Origin of the sequence: Bacillus sp. L_1B0_5, from assembly GCF_000836715.1 — a bacterium.
GTDB lineage: Bacteria > Bacillota > Bacilli > Bacillales > Bacillaceae_G > Bacillus_A > Bacillus_A thuringiensis_S.
In genome coordinates this window covers 15,101-36,658 of the sequence record NZ_JXIS01000010.1, presented here as the reverse complement: position 1 = coordinate 36,658, position 21,558 = coordinate 15,101, and the positions used below count along the sequence as shown (strand labels likewise).

Here is a 21,558-nt window from a genome sequence, read left to right as displayed (position 1 = left end):
CATAAAGTGAAACTAATAAGGCTTGTCTAAGGAAAGGAATGAAGTGATTTGGAAACTTTACCATGGTGGGTGTATCTTGTGATTGTCGGGATTGTACTAAGTGGCTACATGGTTTTATATACTTCGAAAAAAGAGCAAGATATGGATAATGAGTTTATCGAAAAAGAAGGCGAAGTGTATATGAAGCGCTTAGAAGAAGAGCGCGAGAAACGTAATCAGGATAGTGATAAAGATTCGGTATTGCTTTAATAAAAATTTTGAAAGACTACCACCTAGTAGAATTTTACAACTAGGTGGTAGCTTTTTTTCTTCTGGGGGAGCAGTATATGTTCATCAAGCTAAGGTTATATTAGTTTAATTTTACATGTATAAGAGAGTCATCATAAACTTTTATTGCTGGTATTTATATATATTTTTACTCATAAGAATGGAACTAGCGGGGATTTTACTGGGGGGGATTAACAATGCATAGGGATGAAACTTCATTACATCCTGATACAGGTGTTACATCTGTAATGTTTGTTGAGCGTTCATTAAATGAAATTCGTTTTTGGTCTAGAATCATGAAAGAGCATTCTTTTTTTCTTCGCTTGGGATTTAGATGCGAGGATACTCAACTAATCGAAGAGGCGAATCAATTTTATCGATTGTTTGAACATATTGAACAAATAGCGCATTCCTATACAAATGAAACAGATCCTGAGCAAATAAAAAGATTTAATGCAGAAGTACAACAAGCCGCAACTAATATTTGGGGATTTAAACGAAAAATTTTAGGATTAATTCTCACATGTAAATTGCCAGGACAAAATAACTTTCCACTTTTAGTTGACCATACAAGTAGGGAAGCTGATTATTTTAGAAAACGTTTAATACAATTAAATGAAGGTAAATTAGATGCTCTTCCTGATGCTATTATTAAAGAAAATGTTTTCTTTTTACGGATTATGGCAGACCATGCTAAATTTATTGGCCATCTTCTTGATCCATCGGAAAGAAAGCTTGTAGATACAGCACGGAATTTTAGCAATGATTTTGATGAATTGATGTATCAAGCAATTGACTTAGAATCTATGAAACCACAATCCCAAACAGCGCCTCTTTTAGATCAATTTTTAGATCAAAATCGCGTGTCGGTTGCATCTCTTCGGGATTTTAAGAAAACAGCACGTGATTTAATTGAGCAATGCAAAATAAAGAGCATCATTCATCCATTATTGGCAGACCATGTCTTCCGTGAAGCTGATAGATTTCTTGAAATCATTGATATGTATGATGTTCATCTTACAAATATTCAATCACAACCTAGATATTAGAAGATAAGGAAAGATAGTATTTTTTCCTTAAGCTGAGAAGTTAACAATTTATTGTTAGCTTCTTTTCTTTGCTATTAAAATTTCCTTTTAAGGACTACATAAATCCCTTTGACCAAATATGTAATTCTTTGTAAAATGATATATATATGGAAAGATTATGAATATACAGGTAATATATGGTAGATAGATTTTAATGAATTATTCGGAGGAAATTTATTAGTTAAGTATATTAACTTGTTTGCACTACATTTTACAAATAAAGGGGTATTAGTAATCATGAAAGCAAAGAAATTAGTAAGTTTAGCGTTACCAGTTATGTTATTGAGTGGTTGTATTACAATTGAAACTGATGGTAAGAAAGCTGAAACAAAGAAAGAAGAGACGCAAAAGGTAGAGAAAGAGAATAAGACTTCTGAAAAAGAGAGTAAGTCAACTGATAGCAAGAAAGAGGATAGCTTATCTGTAGCGAAAGGTGAAGGTACAAACAGTAGTTCATCAAGTAGTCAACAAAGTTCCTCTTCTAATCCTTCAACTGGTAAGGTAACTGGTTCTGATGTTGAAAGGTATAAGGCAGATATCATAAACAGTGCTACTCAAATTGAAGATACAATGAAATTAATTGAAGGAATAGCAGATTCAGACGTAAAATCATACAAACAAAAGAAAAGTGAAGTACAACTAAGTTTAGGTGGAGCAAAGGCAACAACGAAGAAACTGAAGAATTTACAAGCGCCCCCTGAGTTACAGGGAGAACAGGCGAAGATAAAGCAATCGATGGAACTGTATGCGGATTGTTTTCAACTTCTCTTTGATGCATTGGACCAAGAAGACGAAAGTAAAATGCATCAATCAGTAAGTAAAGCACAAGAAGGTTCGAAACTGTTTGAAGAGGCAGCGAAGAGTATCGGTAGTAAAACTAACTAAGAATACATTAATGTAAGGGGTATGAGGTATGAAAGTGAAGAAACTAATAGCTGCTGCAGTTTCAGTTACATTGTTAATATCGTGACTTTATTTCAAACTCGCCTGCTACTTAATATATTTTTACTACATATAGAAAAGAAACCCTAACTTCATTTTTTATAGTGAATTTAGATTAATTACGAAGTAGTAATATTGAAGAATTATGAGATCGTTTTAAAAGCATTTCATTTAGTAGAAGAAGAACCAAATGGATGCTGTTAGCTATCACAAAAAGCCAATGTGCATATGCGAATGGAGACAAAGACAGGCCATAATATAGAAAAAATCTATATTATGGCCTGTTTTTATATGTAATTTGGTTTTCTTGAGTATATGTATTTTTAGATAATCAAATAGATTAACGTAAAAATGAAAATGTAATTGATTTTTACTAGAGAGTAATTCATATTTTAATAATATAATATATAGTTTTAATGTTATCAGGAGGGATGTATTATGAAAAAAGTAAATTTCTTAATTTAACAACGGCCGCCACACTAAGTTTAAGCCTTTTATTCACAGGAGCTGTATCCGCCGCTACTGAAGAAAATTTCAGTCCAAAAAAAATTAGTTTAGATAAAGTTACATCTGAAAAAATTGATATGTATCAACTAAATCAAATTCAAGATACATTTACAAAAAACACTGAAAATCAGGTAACTTTTTATTGGAAAAATACACAAGGTATAGAGGAAGCAATTGATCTATCTGTTCGAACAGATGCTAGAGGAAATATAACTTCCGTAAACGAAGTCGCTACACATGACAACCTAGTTGATTCTCTAGTTAAAAAGAAAAAACCAGGGAAACCAGGGAAAGGTTCGAGTCCAAAGGTACCATATAAATTAAATGGTGGAACAAATAAATCTAACTTTATTAACGAACACGCTTATAATAGACATAAATATAATCCAAAAGAAAAATCTACTTCTAGCAAAACTCAGTATGGTCGAGATGTTGACGTGAAGAAGTTAAGGGAGGAAACAATGCATAATTATGAAAATAAGTGGAGTCAAACGGATAACAAGGGTAACAGAACAACAACTTATGCTAAACAATTTGATGGTAATATAAGCACTTCTGATTCATCAACAAGTCATCATAGGGTTATAATCAATCATTCTGACTCATCAAGAAGTACACAATTCCCATTGTACTTAAAGAACTAACATGAATACAAAAAAATTTCAAACCTATGTGGCGTTGTCAACAAAAGACTGGAGTGCTGAAACATTTGTAAGAACCTTAGAAGAGATTGTATCTTCGGCAAAAGAATATGAAAATGATTATATTGAAGTCCATCAAGTACTAGAAATGGTAGTAACAGAAGTTGAAGTTGAGTATGTAATCATTCTAAATCATACGAGAAACTTAGATGATTTGGGGAAATACCTTAAATAATAATTTTTAAATACTGTTTATAAAAAGGAATGCTGTTCTATTTGGATAGAATGGTATTCCTTTTTGTCGCTGTTAATAATATAAGGGATTTTGATATGGAATTTTAAAAAGAGAGTGTTAATATTGGCCCTCTAAAAAAGGGTGTAATCAGTATGACAAAGGAAAGACTTTTTTTACGTAAAGTCTTTGTTGTCCATCTTCTGTTTTAAATAGTAATGGGTAGTAGACTGTTAGAGCGAAAATTGCCGAATCTATAGTAAAAGTAACCATTCAAAGCCCAATTCATACACTATGATGGAGGATTTTTACTTCATAACCGGATGAAAAAGGAGTGTAATTATGAAGAAACGTACTGTTAATGAAGCGGGAGGGAATGTGCCACAACCAATCCGCAGCGACGGAGCAGGTGCGATTGATTCTGGACCTCGTAATGTTATGCGAGATATTCAAAATCCGAATATGCTTGTTCCGCCTATAACGGATGCAGGGTTAGTTCCTAACTTGAAGTTTTCATTCTCGGACACTTCTATGATTTTGAAACACGGCGGGTGGTCTCGGGAGATTACCGCTCGGGAACTACCAGTTTCGACGACGATTGCTGGGGTAAATATGAGCTTAACGGCCGGTGGAATACGAGAACTTCATTGGCATAAAGAAGCGGAATGGGCGTATATGCTTTTAGGACGGGCACGCATAACGGCTGTTGATCAAAATGGACGGAATTTTATTGCTGATGTTGGACCAGGTGATCTTTGGTATTTTCCGCCTGGTATTCCCCATTCCATTCAAGGATTGGAACATTGTGAATTTCTACTCGTTTTCGATGATGGGCATTTTTCTGATTTATCTACTTTAGCTATTTCTGATTGGTTTGCGCATACGCCAAAAGAAGTGTTGTCGGCTAATTTTGGAGTACCTGAGAGTGTTTTTCGTTCTCTCCCTTCAGATCAAGTTTATATTTATCAAGGAGAGGTGCCAGGTTCGCTTGAAAGTCAGGAAGTTCAATCACCGAAAGGAGAAGTTCCTTTAACATTTAAACATGAATTGTTAAAACAAAAGCCGATTAAGAGGCCTGGTGGTAGCGTTCGAATTGTAGATTCCACAAATTTCCCTATTTCCAAAACGATCGCAGCAGCGCTCGTTGAGGTTGAGCCTGGTGGAATGAGAGAACTTCATTGGCACCCGAATAATGATGAATGGCAATATTATTTGACAGGGGAAGCGAGAATGACTGTGTTTCTTGGAAATGGTACCGCTCGTACATTTGATTATAGAGCTGGCGATGTCGGATATGTACCGTTTGCGACGGGGCATTATATTCAAAATACAGGTACCGAAACATTATGGTTTTTAGAGATGTTCAGAAGCAATCGTTTTGAAGATGTATCGTTAAATCAATGGATGGCACTGACTCCTAAAGAAATAGTGGAGAGTAATATACATGTTGGCCCGCAAGTAATGGATTCTCTGCGTAAGAAGAAGTGGCCTGTTGTGAAATATCCGGGGTTTTCATATAGTCCGAAAAATGATGAGTAAAAATGAAAATTTGCGTTATTCTTTCTGGAGACTGATAAGAAGGGATGGCGTATTTTTTATGCCTAATCTAGTCTTTATTAGTATCCGTTCTTTGTATTATTGTTCGGGAAATTATTATTGGAGCATAGTATAGGGAAGATACATATAAAATAGCGCCATTATAAGCTGTAACGCATAAGTTGCGCAGGAAATGAAACGATAACTAGCTTTACTCTTCATCATTTATTTGAACATAATGGGCATAGAGAGGTGATAAACACAGTATGATTTTTAGTGAGCGTTTAAAAGAAGAAAGGGAAAAAAGAAATTGGTCGCAAAATGATTTGGCTGAAAAACTTCATGTGAGCAGGCAATCTGTTTCGAAATGGGAGACGGGAAAGAACTATCCGAGCATTGAAATTATTATTCATTTAAGTGATCTGTTCGGTATTACAATTGATGAACTGCTAAGGAGTGATGAAGAATTGACGCAGAAAATAATTGAAGATAGTAAGCAATTGGCGTATCCAAAATGGAAGGTGTTTTTTGATAGTCTATTTATGATAGGAGTATTTTTGTTTATTGCAAAAATCGTTGTATGGATGCTAAATAAGTTTGCTGGAGCAAGTATTACAATTGTAGCAGATGCGCCATATGTAATGAATCTTTTGCCCCTTGTATTCATGATTATAGGTGGTATAGGTTCCGATAAGTTGAAGAAAATATATAAATAGAGGAAAGATTTGAAAGAAATCCCCAACACTGGCTGTTCTTTTCACTTAAATTGTGTACTATAAAGGATAGGATGACATAAAGAAGGGGACATTTAGAATGGAATTTCATGAACAGAAAATTTTGCCGGCAGTGAGGCAAATTAAAGATTTGGAAAAGCTATTACATAGTTCGTATGAATATATCGTTATTTTAGATATTCATGTCGGCCAATTGAAGAGTGTTATATCACTTGCGAAGCAATATTGTAAAAAGGTGTTTTTACATGTGGATTTAATTCATGGCTTGCAGAGTGATGGGCATGCGACGGAATATTTATGTCAGGAGTTTAGACCGTACGGGTTACTTTCGACAAAGGCCGGCGTAATTATGAAGGCGAAGCAAAAAGGTGTTGTGGCAATACAACGCATCTTTTTAATCGATTCGAGTGCGATGGAGAAGAGCTGCAATCTTTTAGATAAGACGAAACCGGATTATATTGAGGTGCTTCCAGGAGCAATGACGGATATTATCGCTGAAGTGAAAGAGCGTACTGGTGTACCGATTTTAGCAGGTGGTTTTATTCGTACTGTAGAAGATGTGGAAAGAGCTTTAAACGCTGGTGCGACAGCGATTACGACGTCAAAACGCGAACTATGGAAACATTACCAAAAAAAGTGACGAAAATGTGAAAAAATTCTGTTGACACCGCTTTCATAAGAGGTTAACATTATAGACAAGTTAATAAACGTGACGGAGAAAAGAAGAGATCCACATTTCATTGTTTCTATATAAATTTATATAGAAGCGTGCAAAGCTGTGGGTCTTTTTCTTTTGACAAAAACGAATGGCCATTCATTTTACCTCTATCACATTTGGAAGCGTTTAAATTGATTGTGGAGGGATACTATGTCAGCATTTTTAGGAGAGTTAATAGGGACTGCGTTGTTAATCGTACTTGGTGGCGGCGTTTGTGCTGGTGTAAGTTTAAAGAAATCGTTTGCGAAAGATTCAGGTTGGATTGTTATTACAATGGGCTGGGGCTTAGCAGTAGCGGTTGCAGCGTATGCGGTTGGATCAATTAGTGGGGCACATTTGAATCCAGCTTTAACGATAGGACTAGCATTTAAGGGAGCGTTCCCATGGAGTGACGTACCAGGTTATATCGTAGCACAAATGATTGGGGCAATTATTGGGGCAGTTATCGTATATTTACATTACTTACCACACTGGAAAGAAACAGAAGATCCAGGAACAAAGTTAGGCGTATTTGCAACAGGTCCAGCAATTCCGAACACATTTGCAAACCTTTTAAGTGAAATGATTGGAACATTCGTTTTAGTATTTGGTATATTAGCAATTGGTGCAAATAAATTTGCAGATGGATTAAATCCATTTATCGTAGGTTTCTTAATTGTAAGTATTGGTTTATCATTAGGTGGGACAACAGGATACGCAATTAACCCGGCTCGTGATTTAGGTCCGCGTATCGCACACTTCTTCCTTCCGATTGCAGGAAAAGGCGGTTCAAACTGGAAGTATGCATGGATTCCAGTAGTTGGTCCAATTCTAGGTGGATCACTTGCAGGATTATTCCATCAAGTTGTATTTGAAGGAAAACAAAATGCAGCACTTATTTATGTGATTATCGCAACTGTGATTGTACTAGCAATCTCTTATATGACAAGTAAAAAAAGCGGAAGCAATACAAATAGTAGAAAAGTAGCATAAGGGGGAAACCGATATGAAAAAATATATTCTTTCATTAGACCAAGGAACAACAAGCTCACGTGCAATTTTATTCAATAAAAAAGGTGAAATTGTTCATTCAGCTCAAAAAGAGTTTACACAACATTTTCCAAAGCCAGGCTGGGTAGAGCATAATGCACAAGAAATTTGGGGATCTATTTTAGCAGTTATCGCAACTTGCTTAAGCGAAGCAGATGTAAAACCAGAACAAATCGCTGGTATCGGTATTACGAACCAACGTGAAACAACGGTTGTATGGGATAAAACAACTAGTAAACCAATTTATAACGCAATCGTATGGCAATCTCGCCAAACAGCTGAAATTTGTGATGAGTTAAAAGAAAAAGGTTATAGCGAAATGGTTCGCGAAAAAACAGGTCTTTTAATTGATGCATACTTCTCTGGTACGAAAGTAAAGTGGATTTTAGATAACGTTGAAGGTGCAAGAGAGAAAGCTGAAAACGGCGATCTATTATTCGGAACAATTGATTCGTGGCTTGTATGGAAACTATCTGGTGGTAAAGCACACGTAACAGATTATTCAAACGCATCACGTACGTTAATGTTTAACATTCACGACTTACAGTGGGATGATGAGCTTCTAGACATGTTAACAATACCAAAGAGTATGCTTCCAGAAGTACGTCCATCATCTGAAATATATGGAGAAACAATTGATTACCACTTCTTCGGTCAAAATGTACCGATTGCAGGTGTAGCTGGTGACCAGCAAGCAGCATTATTTGGACAAGCTTGTTTCGGTGAAGGTATGGCGAAGAACACTTACGGAACTGGTTGCTTTATGTTAATGAACACAGGTGAAAAAGCAGTAGCTTCTGAGCACGGTCTATTAACAACAATTGCATGGGGAATAGATGGTAAAGTAAACTACGCATTAGAAGGAAGTATTTTCGTAGCAGGTTCTGCAATTCAGTGGTTACGCGACGGAATGCGCATGTTTAAAGATGCAAGTGAGAGTGAAGTATATGCTTCTCGCGTTGAATCAACTGACGGTGTATACATTGTACCAGCGTTCGTTGGACTAGGAACACCTTACTGGGATAGTGAAGTACGCGGCGCTATGTTTGGTGTAACACGCGGTACGACGAAAGAGCATTTCATTCGTGCAACGCTAGAATCTTTAGCTTACCAAACGAAAGATGTATTATGTGCAATGGAAGCAGATTCAGGTATTGAACTGAACACATTACGTGTTGATGGCGGAGCAGTTAAAAATAACTTCTTAATGAAGTTCCAAAGTGATATTCTAGATGTTCCTGTAGAGCGTCCAGTGATCAACGAAACAACGGCTCTAGGTGCAGCGTACTTAGCGGGTCTTGCGGTTGGATATTGGAAAAACCAAGATGAAATTAAATCACAGTGGCATATGGACAAACGCTTTGAACCAACGATGGAAGCGGAAACAAGCGAAGAGCTATATGCTGGATGGAAAAAGGCAATTGAAGCAACAAAAGCTTTCAAATAATCATAAACAGTGTTATAATGGTGACAAGTTAATAATTCGGTAGGAGATTTGGAGAGACCACAACGCGCTATAGAGGCGAAATCTATAGCGGAGTTTGTGGTCTCTTTTTTCGTTATCAAAGGGAGGAATTACCATGAAATTTTCAAGTAAACAACGTAAAGACGTATTAAACGGAGTAAATAAACAAGAGTTAGATGTGATCGTAATTGGTGGAGGTATTACTGGTTCTGGTATTGCATTAGATGGAGCAACACGCGGGTTATCAACAATTGTGTTTGAAATGCAGGACTTTGCAGCAGGTACATCAAGTCGTTCAACGAAGCTTGTACACGGTGGTCTACGTTATTTAAAACAACTTGAAGTGAAAATGGTAGCAGAGGTGGGTAAAGAGCGTGCGATCGTATATGAGAACGGTCCCCATGTAACAACACCAGAGTGGATGTTACTTCCGTTCCATACAGGCGGTACGTTCGGATCATTTAGTACATCAATTGGTCTTCGTGTATACGACTTCTTAGCAGGTGTAAAACGAAGCGAGCGCAGAAAGATGTTTAACCGTGAAGAAACATTAAATAAAGAGCCTCTTGTGAAAAAAGAAGGATTAAAAGGCGGCGGTTACTACGTAGAATATCGTACAGATGATGCGCGTCTTACAATTGAAGTAATGAAAGAAGCGATTGAGCATGGTGCGAAAGCTGTTAACTACGCAAAAGTAGACAGTTTCTTATATAAAGATGGAAAAGTATGCGGTGTACGTGTAATCGATTTACTAGACGGTGAAGTATATGAAGTTTACGGTAAGAAAATTGTAAACGCAGCTGGTCCTTGGGTAGATACACTTCGTGAAAAAGATAACTCGAAAAAAGGAAAAGTACTTCAGTTATCAAAAGGTGTTCACTTAGTAATTGATCAAAAACGTTTCCCACTCGGGCAAGCAATTTACTTCGATACACCAGATAAACGTATGGTGTTCGCGATTCCTCGCGGCGGAAAAACATACGTAGGTACAACGGATACGTTCTATGATAAAGACGCAGCTGTACCACAAATGACAACAGAAGATCGCACATATATCATTAATGCGATTAACTACATGTTCCCAAGCGTGAAAATTACAGAGAAAGACATTGAATCAAGCTGGGCTGGTGTACGTCCGTTAATTTATGAAGAAGGTAAGAATGCATCTGAAATTTCTCGTAAAGATGAAATTTGGACTTCTGAATCTGGTTTAATTACAATCGCAGGTGGTAAATTAACAGGATACCGTAAAATGGCTGAAATGGTAGTAGATTACGTAACGAACTTACTACAAAAAGAAGGTCATAGCGCATATCCGAAGAGCGACACGAAACATATGCCGATCTCTGGTGGGCATGTAGATGGTTCACACGGATTCCCAGCATTCGTTGCGAAAAAAGCAGACGAAGGTACGAAATCTGGTTTAACGAAAGTACAAGCAGAAGAGTTCGCGAAATTCTACGGCTCTAACGTTGATGTACTGTTCGACTTAGCGAAAAAACATAAAGAAGAAGCGAAAGAATACAACATGCCGCTTGACGTTCTAATCCCGCTTGTATACGCAATGGATTACGAAATGACAGCAAAACCAGTTGACTTCTTCGTACGCCGCAGAGGCGCTGTATTCTTCAACATCCACTGGGTATACGAGTGGAAAGAAGCAGTAATCAACTATATGGCTGCGAAACTAGGCTGGAGCAAAGAAGAACAAATGAAATATACAGCTGAACTAGAAAAAGCATTAACAGACGCTGTAATTCCTGTAGATCAACAAGAACAGGCAGCTGCGTTAGCATAAAATAGAGAACCACCTGAAGGGAAGCCTTTAGGTGGTTTTTTCTTTTTTTATGGAATATTCTTCTAACTATATTGCGTAACGACATATGTTGTTATACGATGTATATAAGGTGGTGGTATTGTTGGATAAAGAAATCTTGAAGGGAAGTATAGATATTTTATTGCTTTCTATCATTGCAAAACGTGATACATACGGATACGAAATAGCTCAAAGTTTAAAGGATGCAAGTGAAGATTTGTATAGTATGGGACAGGGAACTTTGTATCCTGCTTTAAAGAGATTAGAGAAAAAGGAGTTTCTTGAATCTTATTGGAATGAATCTGAGAATGGGATGAAAAGGAAATTCTATACTATTACAGATAAAGGGAAAAAAGAATTGCAGAAGAAAGTGAACTCTTGGGAAAGTGTAACAGCATTAATTCAAGCTTGTCAGAAAGGAGTTATTTATGAGTGAATTTGATGAGTATATTAAGTCTATTTTAGCCTATTCAGAACTTAGTGATATTGAACAGGATGAGTTATTTCTAGAAATGTATGATCACTTGAACAGCTTGAAAGAAGAATATATGGAACAAGGTATGAATGAAAAAGAAGCGATTTATAAAGCGATTCAAAGTTTTGGAGAATCAAAAGTTATTGGCGTAGAGATTAATAAATCGGTATACGAAGTTCCTAGGCCATTAAAGGTGTTATCAAAAGTTTTATGTATTCCTTATATAATCATTTGTTTTATTGTCTTTTTAGGAACGTTTATTTCAACTTCTACATTTGACTCTGTTCGCAGTTTGACAGGTGGTGGGACTGTCTATCATCCCATTGAATTTTGGCAGCAATTTTTACATATATCTGATTTAGAAACGTTATTACAACTTTTTGGAATAACACTTTGGCAAGTTAAAGATTTTATTGCACATCCAGGTCCTTGGGGAAACTCAACTTATTGGTTAAGCGTTTTACAACATATAATATTAGTAGTTCCATTCGGATTTTTCGTTCCAGTGCTGATTAATAAAGTGACTAACTATAAGAAAGCTCGTAAGTGGTATGTTATGACCTTTCTTGTTTGGGAGATATTACATTTACTAACTTTGTCTGATGTTTTTGATGTGTGGCGGATTGCTATAAATATGCTCGGTGCGTCGGTAGGATATCTTTTATTTATAATCATAATGCAAATGGATAATAAATTTAGGGTTATGCGAAAGAAGATATTTGAAAATTAGCTCGCTATTCTGTAGTTTAAATTATACAAACTTAATTTGATGGTAATAGAGTATCGCTGAAAACATAGGTACTATATAGTGAGAGGATTTTTTATATTCGTAATAGGTGTTGTTCCTTGTTTAATCCTACTGTTATGAAGCGGGTACATAATCCGTCTTTATTGGTGCTATAAATGATGAGAGCGGCACAGCTGAACTAGAAAAAGTCTAGATCAACAAGAGCAAGCAGCTGCGTTAGCATAAAATAGAGAACCACCTGAAGGAGAGCCTTTAGGTGGTTTTTCTCTTGACTAAAAATAAATAAAATGTGTTACAATGATGATAGAGTATATAGTATGAATTTTGCATAAAATAAAAAAGACAGAAGCCTGAGAAACTTCTGCCTTGTGTAACCTAACTTGCTATTGTGGTGGTAGTAGGTGCGGTTATAAGACAATTACATTAACGTTTTAGCCGAGAACCGCCCTTACCTTTTCCACGAAGTAGGGTGGTTCTCGCTTTTTTGTATACAGAAATTAGCCACGGACCGACGTATCTTCTACCGATGATAACGCCAGTTCCGGTTAGGATACCGTACACTAATTTAATTACAAGCATCGCGATCATTTTATCACCTCCCCCCTTTTTTTCAAAATGGAAGAGATGATTACCACACCTACTAGTTATAGCTTATTAAGTTACATTTCCATTGTATTATGTTTTAAAATAGGGAACAAGACATATGGATAAAAATTCCTATCTTTAAGCAGAGCATAAGTATCAAGGGACAAGAAGCAAATAAATATACATAAAAAAACGGTATGGACATTACCATCCATATTTTTTTATGTATTTATAAAACTTTTCCATACAGTGCGTCGTCTAATATATGGGAAGGAGGAAATGATGTGGTGGATGAATTAACGATAGAAGCGTTTGAAATAGAAGATAAGGAGGACCTTATCGACGAAATAATGAACAAGTATGGACAAGAAGTCTTACAGCTTGTGTATTCGTATGTGAATAATAAAGAAATTGCGGAGGATTTAACGCAAGATATATTTGTGAAATGCTATAAATCTCTTCATACATATAAAGGGAATTCAAACTTAAAAACATGGCTATGGAGAATTGCGATTAATCATTGTAAGGACTATATAAAAAGTTGGTATAACAAAAAGGTAATCGTTACAGAGGATGAATCTGTGTATATTGGGGTTCAAAATGATAGTGTCGAACAAACTGTCATTCAAAATGCGGAGGATAGTAGGTTGGCTTTGGCAGTAATGAGTTTACCGATAAAATATCGAGAAGTCATTTATCTATTTTATTATGAAGAGTTATCAATTAAAGAGATTGCTACGGTAATAGACGTGAAAGAAAACACGATAAAAACGAGATTGAAAAAAGCGAAGGAGCTTTTGAAGGAAGGATTGGAGGAATAATCAAATGGAAGATCGATTAAAAGGCTTGCGAAAATCAATGGAGAACACAACGTTTAAACATTTGAGTTTTTCTGATCAACATCGAAAGCGGGTGCGCGAAAAAATCAAGCAATCATCCGAAAAGGAAGAAGATATCCTTTTAGCGGTGTTACAACTTCTTATGAATGAAAAAACAGGTTATGAATTGATGCAGTTGCTAAGAGGTAGAGGGATTCAAAAATTCGAAGGTGATGAAGGGTCTCTATACACTTTATTACATCGTTTAGAACAGAACCGCTTTATCCAATCTAGCTGGGATCACGCAGGAGCTAAATATTATCAATTAAATGATAAAGGAAACAAGATATTGCGAAAGGTAGAGAAAAATGCTATGAAGGCGCGATTTATATTAAAAGGATTAGTACAGGAGTGAGAAAAAATTGAATAAAAAAGGGGAGCATTTTTTAAAAGAAGTTACGAACCATATAAAATCAAAAGAAGCGAAGGACTTGGTGGCAACAGAACTAGACTTTCACTTGAAACAGGCCAAGAATATGTGGGTAGAAAAAGGGTTAAGTGAGGAAGTTGCGGAAGATAAGGCCGTTGAACAAATGGGAAGTCCAATCAAGCTTGGCCAGGAACTTAATAAACTACATAAGCCAAAGGTTGATTGGTTCTTAATTGGTTTATTAGTGGCTGCGATGGGGCTAGGATTTTTGCCAGTTTTAGCTTTTGGATATACGAATGATGTAATAATGAATAAGGTGATATTTGTTATTCTCGGTGTTGTAACAGCTTTTGGGATGATGCTGATTGATTATCGGAAATTAGAGAGAAGGGGAGGGTTGTTTTACACAATCGGAGTACTTATTCTGTTAATGCTATACTGTTTTCCGAACGCTTCGTTGACTGGAGAACCGTTAATAAAAATCGGTCCCATTGAAATTGATTGTTTAATAGCAGTACCGTTCTTTTTTCTAGCGTGGGCTTCTTTTTTCAATAATAGTAGGTTAAAGGTTATGCATCTTGTGGTTTTATATTTATTTTCTTTGTATTTATTTTTGATTGTATCAACCCTTTCGTCAATTTTTGTTTATATGACAATGGTATTCGTTATGCTTTGGTGGAGTAAGTTAGGAAAGAAAACGGCGTTGATTATTACGGTTGTACCCATTTGTTTATTTATTATCAGGGCATCGGTATCCTGGTCTTCAGGATACCACTTAGATAGAATTTTAGGGTATTTAAATCCGGAGAGTGATGCAGGTGGTGCAGGATTTATGTATATACGTTTAAAAGAGGTAATGTCATCGGCTGGTTGGTTTGGTACATCTGGAGATACAAAATTCATCCCTGCTGCGGATACTGATTTTGTATTTGCAAGTTTGACTTACTATTATGGGTATGTGCTTGCGCTAATTCTGGTTTCTGTTCTTTCTCTTTTTGTAGCAAGATTAGTAATCATATCTTATAAAATAAATGACCGATATGGTAAATTGCTTCTCATTGGAGGAATGACTCTTTTTGTAGTCCAGTTTATTTATAACGTGGGCATGATTTTAGGCTTATTGCCGATTGCTGCTATATCATTACCTTTTATTAGTTATGGATTAACACCGACTGTATTCCATGCGCTTTTAATGGGGATTGTGTTAAGTGTATATCGACGTAAAGATATGCCATTTAGAATGAAAAGAACACCTTGATGATTATCAAGGTGTTTTAGTTATTAGTTCAAAACTATCCGAATCAGCCCCAAGCACAAAAGGACTAACTTCGCCAACACTATAAAGTTGCAACTCATGCATCGCGCGCGTACAAGCGGTGTAGAACAATCTACGTACGCTCTCATCACTGTATACATCTTCAGAAGTATCATAAATAATAACAGCGTCAAATTCAATACCCTTTGCTAAATAAGCAGGTATCACGACGATGCCTTGCTCATACTCGGCTGAGTTACTCTTCACGAGTTTAATATTCTCGATATGATGGAGTGCTTCGTATGCAGCGGCGCTTTCAGTTGCGGATTTACATATAATTGCGATCGTGTTGTGATTTTGTTTTTGTAGTTCAGCAACTTTAGCAGTAATATGCTCATGAAGTTCGCTGTAATCAGCTACTTTCGTCACTATAGGTTTCTCGCCGTCACGTTCAAAGGCGTGAATGTCTTTTCCTTCTGGTACGAGATTTCGTGTAAATTCAATAATCGGTTTTGTTGAGCGATAGCTACGAGTTAAGTTAATGCCGTTCGTTTCATCTGGTCCGTATAAGCTAGTAAGTGTATTAAAATTCACTGTTTCACTCGCATGGGCAAATATTGCTTGGTTAAAGTCCCCGAGTACCGTCATTTTTGCGGCAGGGAAGAGACGTTTTAAAAACTCGAACTGGAACGGAGAGTAATCTTGTGCTTCATCTACGAGTACATGTTTAATCGATCTATTCGTTTGGAAGCCTTCAATTAATTCTTTTAAAAGTAAAAATGGAGTCGCATCCTCGTAATATAGATTTCCTTCATCGAGCATGTTCACTGTTAATGAGCAAATGTCATCCCATTCTTTCGGTTTTTCTCCAGTAACCCATGATGCATCTATGAAAAGTTGTTTATATATGCCTGTAAAATTGATAAAGCGCAATGTTTGAACGCCTTTACGAAGAGGCTTCAATTTTTTACGGACAATCATACGTCCGAGTACTTTCGTTTCTTTCTCATAATCATTAAAGGAGTTGTCGTCAAACTCGCCTTTTTTCTGCAAGTATTTATAAGCCTTTTGATATTCATCTTTACTAAGTAATTCAATTTCTTCTTCTACCCAAGGCTTTTTCAGTTCTGCTTTTTCAAGTGCATCTATTTGCTTATTTAGCCAATCCGTTAACTTCTCAATTCGACTATGGAAGCGGAGGGAGGAGTCAGTATTGTAAAATTGCTCTGTAATTTCTTTAGCAGAGGCAATCAGTTTTCCTCTAAATTTCATTCCTCTAAATAGCATGCCTGAAGTTTCAAGAGATTGTCTGTACGCTCTAATCATTTCGAAAAATTGAGTGGATGCTTTAAATCGGATGCTCGTATTTCTAATTTTGTAATTTGCGCTATTTGTTTCAGTTAGCATATATTCTAATTGTTCGTAAGGATCTTCCACATCAAATGACTTACTTAGTCTATGATTTAAATATTCTTGGAATGTTACTTGTTGCATATTTTCTTCACCGAGTTCAGGTAGTACGTTAGATACGTAGCTATTGAACATAGAGTTAGGGGAGAAGAGAATAATTTGATCCGCTTTTAGCCATTCGCGATATTTATATAGTAAGTAGGCGATTCGCTGCAGGGCAGCTGATGTTTTACCACTACCAGCAGCTCCTTGAACGATAAGGAGTCGGCCTTCATCGTGACGGATAATTTCATTTTGCTCACGCTGAATCGTAGCGACGATGCTCTGCATATGTTTGTTTGTACCTTTTCCGAGCGCTTGTTGCAGGATTTCATCACCGATTGTGAGGCTCGTATCGAACATGGAATCAATCTCGCCATTTTGAATAATGTATTGTAATTTTTTCTCCACATTACCGCGAATTACGCCGCCTGGTGTGTTGTATTCAGCCGGTCCTGGTGGATAGTCGTAATAAACACTTGAAATTGGGGCGCGCCAGTCATAAATAAGAAAGTTTTCTCCGCTTGCATCAGTAAGGGTAGAAACACCGATATAGATTTGTTCTGCGGCAGGTTCGCCTTCTTCAGTAAAATCGATGCGTCCGAAGTAAGGTGCTTTTTGCATACGTCGCAGCGCGGCAAGTCGATTAAAGGTGTGTTTATGGGTGATTTGTGTAACAGCTAGTGATTGAGCTTGTTGTCTTAAGTTGATAACTGTTTCAAGGTAATCATCAAAAGTATCTGTATTCACTTTAACGTCATCCCAGAAGTGTTTACGGATGTTGATTACTTCTGCCCGGCGTCTGCCAGTTTCGTTTTCCAGCTTATCAATTTGCTGCGTAATCGTTTCGATTACGGTATCCAATCGTTTTTGCTCTAGATCAAGTTTTTTGTTCATACGTAAGCACTCCTTTAAAAGTGAAAAATAGAGGTTGACTGAAGAAAGGTTTTGTTGTACAATTAAGATACGGATAAATACGTTCTGTGTATTTTAGAAAACGTGTTTCTGTACTAATTTAACATAGTTTCTTAATTTAATCAATAATGATGAGATAAACCCTTGGTTCCACGCGTTGTGAATCAAGGTTTTTTTGTTTTTCTGTAAGAAAGAATTGTGATTTTACCGAGGATGATCTAAGTAAAGCGTAGAAAAAATCAGGAATAGGGGATGCTGATGGAAAAATATTTTGAGGAAGCACATCGTTTTTGTTCTCGTAATAGAAAGCACTTAGAAAAGGATGTTATATGTGGTTGTTTTTATTGTTTAGAAATTTTCCATCCAGAAAAAATTACAGAGTGGTGGGATGATGATAACACAGCAGTTTGTCCGCATTGTGGGATTGACTCTATTATAGGGGAAAGTTCAGGATTTAGAATCACAGAAATGTTTTTAAGTGAAATGCATAAAAGATGGTTTTAGTTAAACGAATGACAAAATAAACTTTCGGTAACGAAGATAGTGTAAAACTAACTAAGATTTTACACTATCCATAAAATGAAAAAGACGTTATCCTTTCTATAGAATCGAAGAGTCAATCATGTAATTTCATTTACCCAATCTGTACACAATTTCCCCCTGGAAGAGGGGACATAAAAAAGCTCGGGCTTAGCCCGAGCTTTTCATTATTTCTTTTCGTCTTTTTTAGCGTCAGCTTTTGGCTCTTCGAAAAGATCTTTTAAATCTTTATCGTCAACTTTTACGTCAGCTTTTTTGATTTCTTTCATCATAAGATCGTTCATGAATTGTGCATCTTGTACTTTTTCTTGAGCTAGTGATTTTTTAATATCAGCTTTTGCTTTATCGAAAGTTGCATCTGCGTGATTATCAGTTACTTTGATGATATGGTAACCGAATTGTGTTTTTACAGGTTCGCTTACTTCACCTTTTTTCAACTTTTGAGCTGCTTCTTCAAATTCTTTTACCATTTTCCCTGGTCCGAAGAATCCTAAGTCGCCACCTTTTTCTTTTGAACCTGTATCTTCAGAGTATTGTTTTGCTAATTCTTCGAAAGATTTACCTTGAGCAAGTTCATCTTTCACTTTTTTAGCAGTTTCTTCATCTTTTACAAGGATATGACTTGCTTTCACTTCTTTTTTATAATCCTCGAATTTTGCTTTTACATCTTTATCAGTAATCGATTGTTCAATCGCTTTTTCTTGAGCTAATTGAGCACGTACACTATTTTTTATAGTTTCTTCTTTAATACCTTGTTGTTTCATTAGTGTATCGAATTGATCACCGTATTGTTTTTTCATTTCATCGAACTTTTTATCTACATCTTTGTCTTCAACTTTGTAGTTTTTAATAAGTACTTTTTCCATAACCATGTTGTTTAGTACTTGTTTACCATGTTGTTGTTTCATTTGCGTGTAGAAATCTTCTTTCGTAATATCACCAGCTTTAGAAGTAACAACTTTTTCTGATGATGATGTTCCACATGCTGATAATGCAATTACACTTGTTGCGGCTAAGGCAAGCATCGCTTTCTTCATTCAATAAACACTCCTACTATTATGTATTTTTAATTTATCCTACACCGATGAACTTTAGTTCATAAGAGCCCGATTAAGTCTCACTGATACTTTTGCTTTTTATATTTGTAAAGCGCGCTTAACAGGGCTTACCGTGGCTGAGGATAAAGTTTTGATGAATGTTATTTGTTCTATAGTATAAGCAATATGTACAAAATTTAATATATCATATTTCGACTCGTTTTCATATTGATAAAGAAAAATTAACCAGTACGTGTCAGATTTTGAAAGTGTACCATATTGGGCGTATGCCGCATATACAGAATAGAGGAGGGGATGGGGATGAATTCTCAACTTATTTTATTACTTGTACTGTTTATTTTATTGGTTATTGTAGGTATAATTTGCTTATAGAGGAAAAAAGTGAGGAAGGGGCTTTCCTTCCTCACTTTCCATGAAATATAATTTCTATATAACTAGAAATTAATAAAATTGTTATACATACATTAATAACCCGAAAGACACCGGGCTGGCGGCTCGCAGCTATTTGTTTTCGTTCACACAGTGTATGTGTCATGAAATTCGTGTAAAATATAACAAGAAGTGCGAATGCGACAAAAACAACTGTTATAAGTGTCATGAGGCGAGACCTCCTTTTGGCTAAAATACATATACATATATTGTATCACACGATATTTTGTTCGTGTTACAAAATTCAGAAATAGAAGACTTTGTGTTAGAAAGTGAGGGAGAAAATGGACGTTGTTAGAAGATTAGAACAAGCTGAATACTACGTAGACCTACTATTTAAAATGATTGATGAAGAGAAGTGTCCATTTTATTCTTTGATCATAAAGAAAAAAGCTCGTAAAAAAGATATTGAACGTATACTAAATCTTTGTGAAAAACTGAACGAGCAATATGTAGTGGAGAAAGCAGAAGGGCTTCTTTTGTTCGATGCGCTGTTAAATCAATTTGAAAAAGCGCTTCCACATCAGCTCGAAGTACACGAAACTGCGGAAGCGCTAGCAAAACAAGGTTTATTTAAGCCGCTTATGAATGAATTCTTAAGCATGATTGCGAAAAAATAAATAGATTATTTCTTAACTAACTTTTGATCGGATTCTGTAAAGTTCTCTTCAATATCTTCTAATGATTTCTCAAAAATATCGATAAAGTCTTGTCCGTAAATATTACGCAGGATTGCAATCAGTTCGATATTTTCTGGGAACTTCCCATAAAAATTACGAAGTGCAAGAGCCCCATTAAATACCGAATTATTTTCAGGATCATACTCTTCCATTAAGCGAAGTAGTAATTCTTCCCCTTTGTCTGTAATTTCAATGTACGTATTTCGTTTATCATCTTCCTTTTTTGAGAATACAAGATAGCCGCGTTCTTCAAGCTTTTTAGAGAAGTTAAACGCTGTTGATACGTGCATAACTCCAAACTTAGCAATCTCAGAAATAGAAGCCCCTTTTAAATGATAAGCGATTGTTAAAATATGATGTTCATTAATATTTAAATCGTAAGGTTTAATCCACTGCTGCCAATCTTTCTCTACACATTTCCATAACGCTTTCGATAATTGAGCAATGCGTTGGCTGAAAATCATCGCTTCTTTTACCGAGTAATCTTTTTCTCCACTTTTCATTTACTCACCCACTTTAACATTCTTTTTCATTACTATCTATTATGCCAGTAAAATAAAAATTAATAAAGTCTTTTTGTAAGAATTGTGAAAATTTTTTAACAAAATGACATTCTATACAAATCATGCATAACTATGGAAGCGTTTTATGAGTCGTGAATACATGCGTTGTCCTTACATGTTAATTGATAACATATATTGTAAATGCATAAAAACACGGCATATCTATACGATATGCCGTGTCAAGGTCAATTTATATAAAAAATATTTGTTATATGCAAAAAACTAAGCAGGAATTTGTTTACGCTTTTTCTGGAACAGCTTCTTGCAGTTTCTCAATTGACTTTTGGATGTCCAAAATTTCTTTCTCAATGTGGCGCTTGTTTTGAGAAATATCTTGTTTCCAGTTAGAAAGCGTGTCTTGCATGTCATCTTTTAGTTCTTGAAACACTTCTTTACCTTCTGAAGCAGTTTCAACAATTTGACGCTTTAATAATTTCGTATCAGCTGTAATATCAGCTAAAGTCTTTTTAATATCATTTCCTTTTTCTTTTAACTTGCCGCGCATGTCTTTACCAGAAGAAGGAGTTGAGAAAAGAACGGCTAGTCCAGCAACTGCTCCCCCGCAAATAACACCTGTAATAAAGGATTTAGCTTTTGACATAAAAGGAGACCTCCTTATTTTTTGTTCGTATTCATGA

General features: G+C 36.0%; 25 protein-coding genes. 19 read left to right on the top strand and 6 right to left on the bottom strand.

Translation table 11 applies throughout. The annotated features are described in order from the left end of the window. Positions 1 to 48: 48 nt before the first annotated feature. The 13 genes from RT27_RS03600 (at position 49) to RT27_RS03540 (ending at position 12,180) form a co-directional block, all read left to right on the top strand. Positions 49 to 249, top strand: coding sequence for a sporulation YhaL family protein (locus RT27_RS03600; RefSeq protein ID WP_000449223.1), 201 nt, complete (start codon positions 49 to 51; stop codon positions 247 to 249). A gap of 215 nt (positions 250 to 464) precedes the next feature. Then, positions 465 to 1,316: a DUF2935 domain-containing protein gene (locus tag RT27_RS03595; RefSeq protein WP_000554479.1), complete on the top strand. Its 852-nt coding sequence runs from the start codon at positions 465 to 467 to the stop codon at positions 1,314 to 1,316. 276 nt (positions 1,317 to 1,592) lie between these two features. Further along, positions 1,593 to 2,240 (top strand): hypothetical protein, encoded by a 648-nt coding sequence (locus tag RT27_RS03590; protein WP_029442060.1) that lies wholly within the window; start codon positions 1,593 to 1,595, stop codon positions 2,238 to 2,240. Between the two features lie 488 nt (positions 2,241 to 2,728). Next, complete coding sequence (locus tag RT27_RS03585; protein ID WP_043935331.1) at positions 2,729 to 3,448, top strand: hypothetical protein; 720 nt, start codon at positions 2,729 to 2,731, stop codon at positions 3,446 to 3,448. A gap of 1 nt (position 3,449) precedes the next feature. Then, positions 3,450 to 3,680 (top strand): hypothetical protein, encoded by a 231-nt coding sequence (locus tag RT27_RS03580; protein WP_001093032.1) that lies wholly within the window; start codon positions 3,450 to 3,452, stop codon positions 3,678 to 3,680. A gap of 339 nt (positions 3,681 to 4,019) precedes the next feature. Continuing rightward, positions 4,020 to 5,216: an oxalate decarboxylase family bicupin gene (locus tag RT27_RS03575; RefSeq protein ID WP_043935330.1), complete on the top strand. Its 1,197-nt coding sequence runs from the start codon at positions 4,020 to 4,022 to the stop codon at positions 5,214 to 5,216. A gap of 263 nt (positions 5,217 to 5,479) precedes the next feature. Further along, complete coding sequence (locus RT27_RS03570) at positions 5,480 to 5,929, top strand: helix-turn-helix transcriptional regulator (protein ID WP_000577652.1); 450 nt, start codon at positions 5,480 to 5,482, stop codon at positions 5,927 to 5,929. A gap of 97 nt (positions 5,930 to 6,026) precedes the next feature. Continuing rightward, positions 6,027 to 6,587: a glycerol uptake operon antiterminator GlpP gene (glpP, locus tag RT27_RS03565; protein ID WP_016082605.1), complete on the top strand. Its 561-nt coding sequence runs from the start codon at positions 6,027 to 6,029 to the stop codon at positions 6,585 to 6,587. Positions 6,588 to 6,815: 228 nt separating this feature from the next. Then, the gene (gene glpF, locus RT27_RS03560; RefSeq protein WP_001272199.1) at positions 6,816 to 7,637 is read left to right on the top strand and encodes a glycerol uptake facilitator protein GlpF; all 822 of its coding nucleotides are present in this window, start codon (positions 6,816 to 6,818) and stop codon (positions 7,635 to 7,637) included. A gap of 13 nt (positions 7,638 to 7,650) precedes the next feature. Continuing rightward, positions 7,651 to 9,141 carry a glycerol kinase GlpK gene (glpK, locus tag RT27_RS03555; protein WP_016082604.1) on the top strand — a complete coding sequence of 497 codons (1,491 nt, stop codon included), beginning with the start codon at positions 7,651 to 7,653 and terminating at the stop codon, positions 9,139 to 9,141. A gap of 133 nt (positions 9,142 to 9,274) precedes the next feature. Beyond that, positions 9,275 to 10,957 (top strand): aerobic glycerol-3-phosphate dehydrogenase, encoded by a 1,683-nt coding sequence (gene glpD / locus RT27_RS03550; RefSeq protein ID WP_029442064.1) that lies wholly within the window; start codon positions 9,275 to 9,277, stop codon positions 10,955 to 10,957. 121 nt (positions 10,958 to 11,078) lie between these two features. Further along, positions 11,079 to 11,411 (top strand): PadR family transcriptional regulator, encoded by a 333-nt coding sequence (locus RT27_RS03545; protein ID WP_000356630.1) that lies wholly within the window; start codon positions 11,079 to 11,081, stop codon positions 11,409 to 11,411. Next, complete coding sequence (locus RT27_RS03540; protein WP_016082602.1) at positions 11,404 to 12,180, top strand: VanZ family protein; 777 nt, start codon at positions 11,404 to 11,406, stop codon at positions 12,178 to 12,180. The genes RT27_RS03545 and RT27_RS03540 overlap by 8 nt, the downstream gene beginning before the upstream one ends. Before the next feature lie 441 nt (positions 12,181 to 12,621). On the opposite strand, the gene RT27_RS35110 is transcribed toward RT27_RS03540, so the two are convergent. After that, complete coding sequence (locus RT27_RS35110; RefSeq protein ID WP_082044947.1) at positions 12,622 to 12,786, bottom strand: hypothetical protein; 165 nt, start codon at positions 12,784 to 12,786, stop codon at positions 12,622 to 12,624. Between the two features lie 284 nt (positions 12,787 to 13,070). Here RT27_RS35110 and RT27_RS03535 point away from each other — a divergent pair, with 284 nt between their 5' ends. From RT27_RS03535 to RT27_RS03525, 3 genes are read left to right on the top strand one after another with little or no spacing between them, the layout of a single operon-like run. Further along, the gene (locus RT27_RS03535) at positions 13,071 to 13,604 is read left to right on the top strand and encodes a sigma-70 family RNA polymerase sigma factor (protein WP_029442066.1); all 534 of its coding nucleotides are present in this window, start codon (positions 13,071 to 13,073) and stop codon (positions 13,602 to 13,604) included. A gap of 4 nt (positions 13,605 to 13,608) precedes the next feature. Beyond that, complete coding sequence (locus RT27_RS03530) at positions 13,609 to 14,016, top strand: PadR family transcriptional regulator (protein ID WP_043935329.1); 408 nt, start codon at positions 13,609 to 13,611, stop codon at positions 14,014 to 14,016. A gap of 7 nt (positions 14,017 to 14,023) precedes the next feature. After that, positions 14,024 to 15,289: an FtsW/RodA/SpoVE family cell cycle protein gene (locus RT27_RS03525; RefSeq protein WP_043935328.1), complete on the top strand. Its 1,266-nt coding sequence runs from the start codon at positions 14,024 to 14,026 to the stop codon at positions 15,287 to 15,289. A gap of 6 nt (positions 15,290 to 15,295) precedes the next feature. Here RT27_RS03525 and helD read toward each other — a convergent pair whose 3' ends face one another. After that, positions 15,296 to 17,632: an RNA polymerase recycling motor HelD gene (helD, locus tag RT27_RS03520; RefSeq protein WP_043935327.1), complete on the bottom strand. Its 2,337-nt coding sequence runs from the start codon at positions 17,630 to 17,632 to the stop codon at positions 15,296 to 15,298. 276 nt (positions 17,633 to 17,908) lie between these two features. Between helD and RT27_RS03515 the strand changes: the two genes are divergently transcribed. Next, positions 17,909 to 18,154 carry a hypothetical protein gene (locus RT27_RS03515; RefSeq protein ID WP_000417115.1) on the top strand — a complete coding sequence of 82 codons (246 nt, stop codon included), beginning with the start codon at positions 17,909 to 17,911 and terminating at the stop codon, positions 18,152 to 18,154. 203 nt (positions 18,155 to 18,357) lie between these two features. Here the strand turns inward: RT27_RS03515 and prsA are convergent, their stop codons facing one another. Further along, positions 18,358 to 19,227, bottom strand: coding sequence for a peptidylprolyl isomerase PrsA (gene prsA, locus RT27_RS03510; protein WP_029442070.1), 870 nt, complete (start codon positions 19,225 to 19,227; stop codon positions 18,358 to 18,360). A gap of 279 nt (positions 19,228 to 19,506) precedes the next feature. Between prsA and RT27_RS36195 the strand changes: the two genes are divergently transcribed. After that, positions 19,507 to 19,620, top strand: coding sequence for a hypothetical protein (locus RT27_RS36195; RefSeq protein ID WP_002023459.1), 114 nt, complete (start codon positions 19,507 to 19,509; stop codon positions 19,618 to 19,620). Between the two features lie 31 nt (positions 19,621 to 19,651). Here RT27_RS36195 and RT27_RS03505 read toward each other — a convergent pair whose 3' ends face one another. Further along, positions 19,652 to 19,846, bottom strand: coding sequence for a hypothetical protein (locus RT27_RS03505; protein ID WP_000172690.1), 195 nt, complete (start codon positions 19,844 to 19,846; stop codon positions 19,652 to 19,654). Between the two features lie 115 nt (positions 19,847 to 19,961). Here RT27_RS03505 and RT27_RS03500 point away from each other — a divergent pair, with 115 nt between their 5' ends. Next, positions 19,962 to 20,297, top strand: a complete 336-nt coding sequence (locus RT27_RS03500) for a DUF1878 family protein (protein ID WP_000383657.1) — start codon at positions 19,962 to 19,964, stop codon at positions 20,295 to 20,297. A gap of 5 nt (positions 20,298 to 20,302) precedes the next feature. On the opposite strand, the gene RT27_RS03495 is transcribed toward RT27_RS03500, so the two are convergent. Together RT27_RS03495 and RT27_RS03490 are read right to left on the bottom strand one after the other, a co-directional pair. Next, a complete protein-coding gene (locus RT27_RS03495; RefSeq protein ID WP_000834924.1) occupies positions 20,303 to 20,860 on the bottom strand; it encodes an HTH-type transcriptional regulator Hpr in 558 nt (185 codons plus the stop codon). 298 nt (positions 20,861 to 21,158) lie between these two features. Continuing rightward, a complete protein-coding gene (locus tag RT27_RS03490) occupies positions 21,159 to 21,521 on the bottom strand; it encodes a YtxH domain-containing protein (RefSeq protein WP_000030302.1) in 363 nt (120 codons plus the stop codon). Positions 21,522 to 21,558 lie beyond the last annotated feature (37 nt).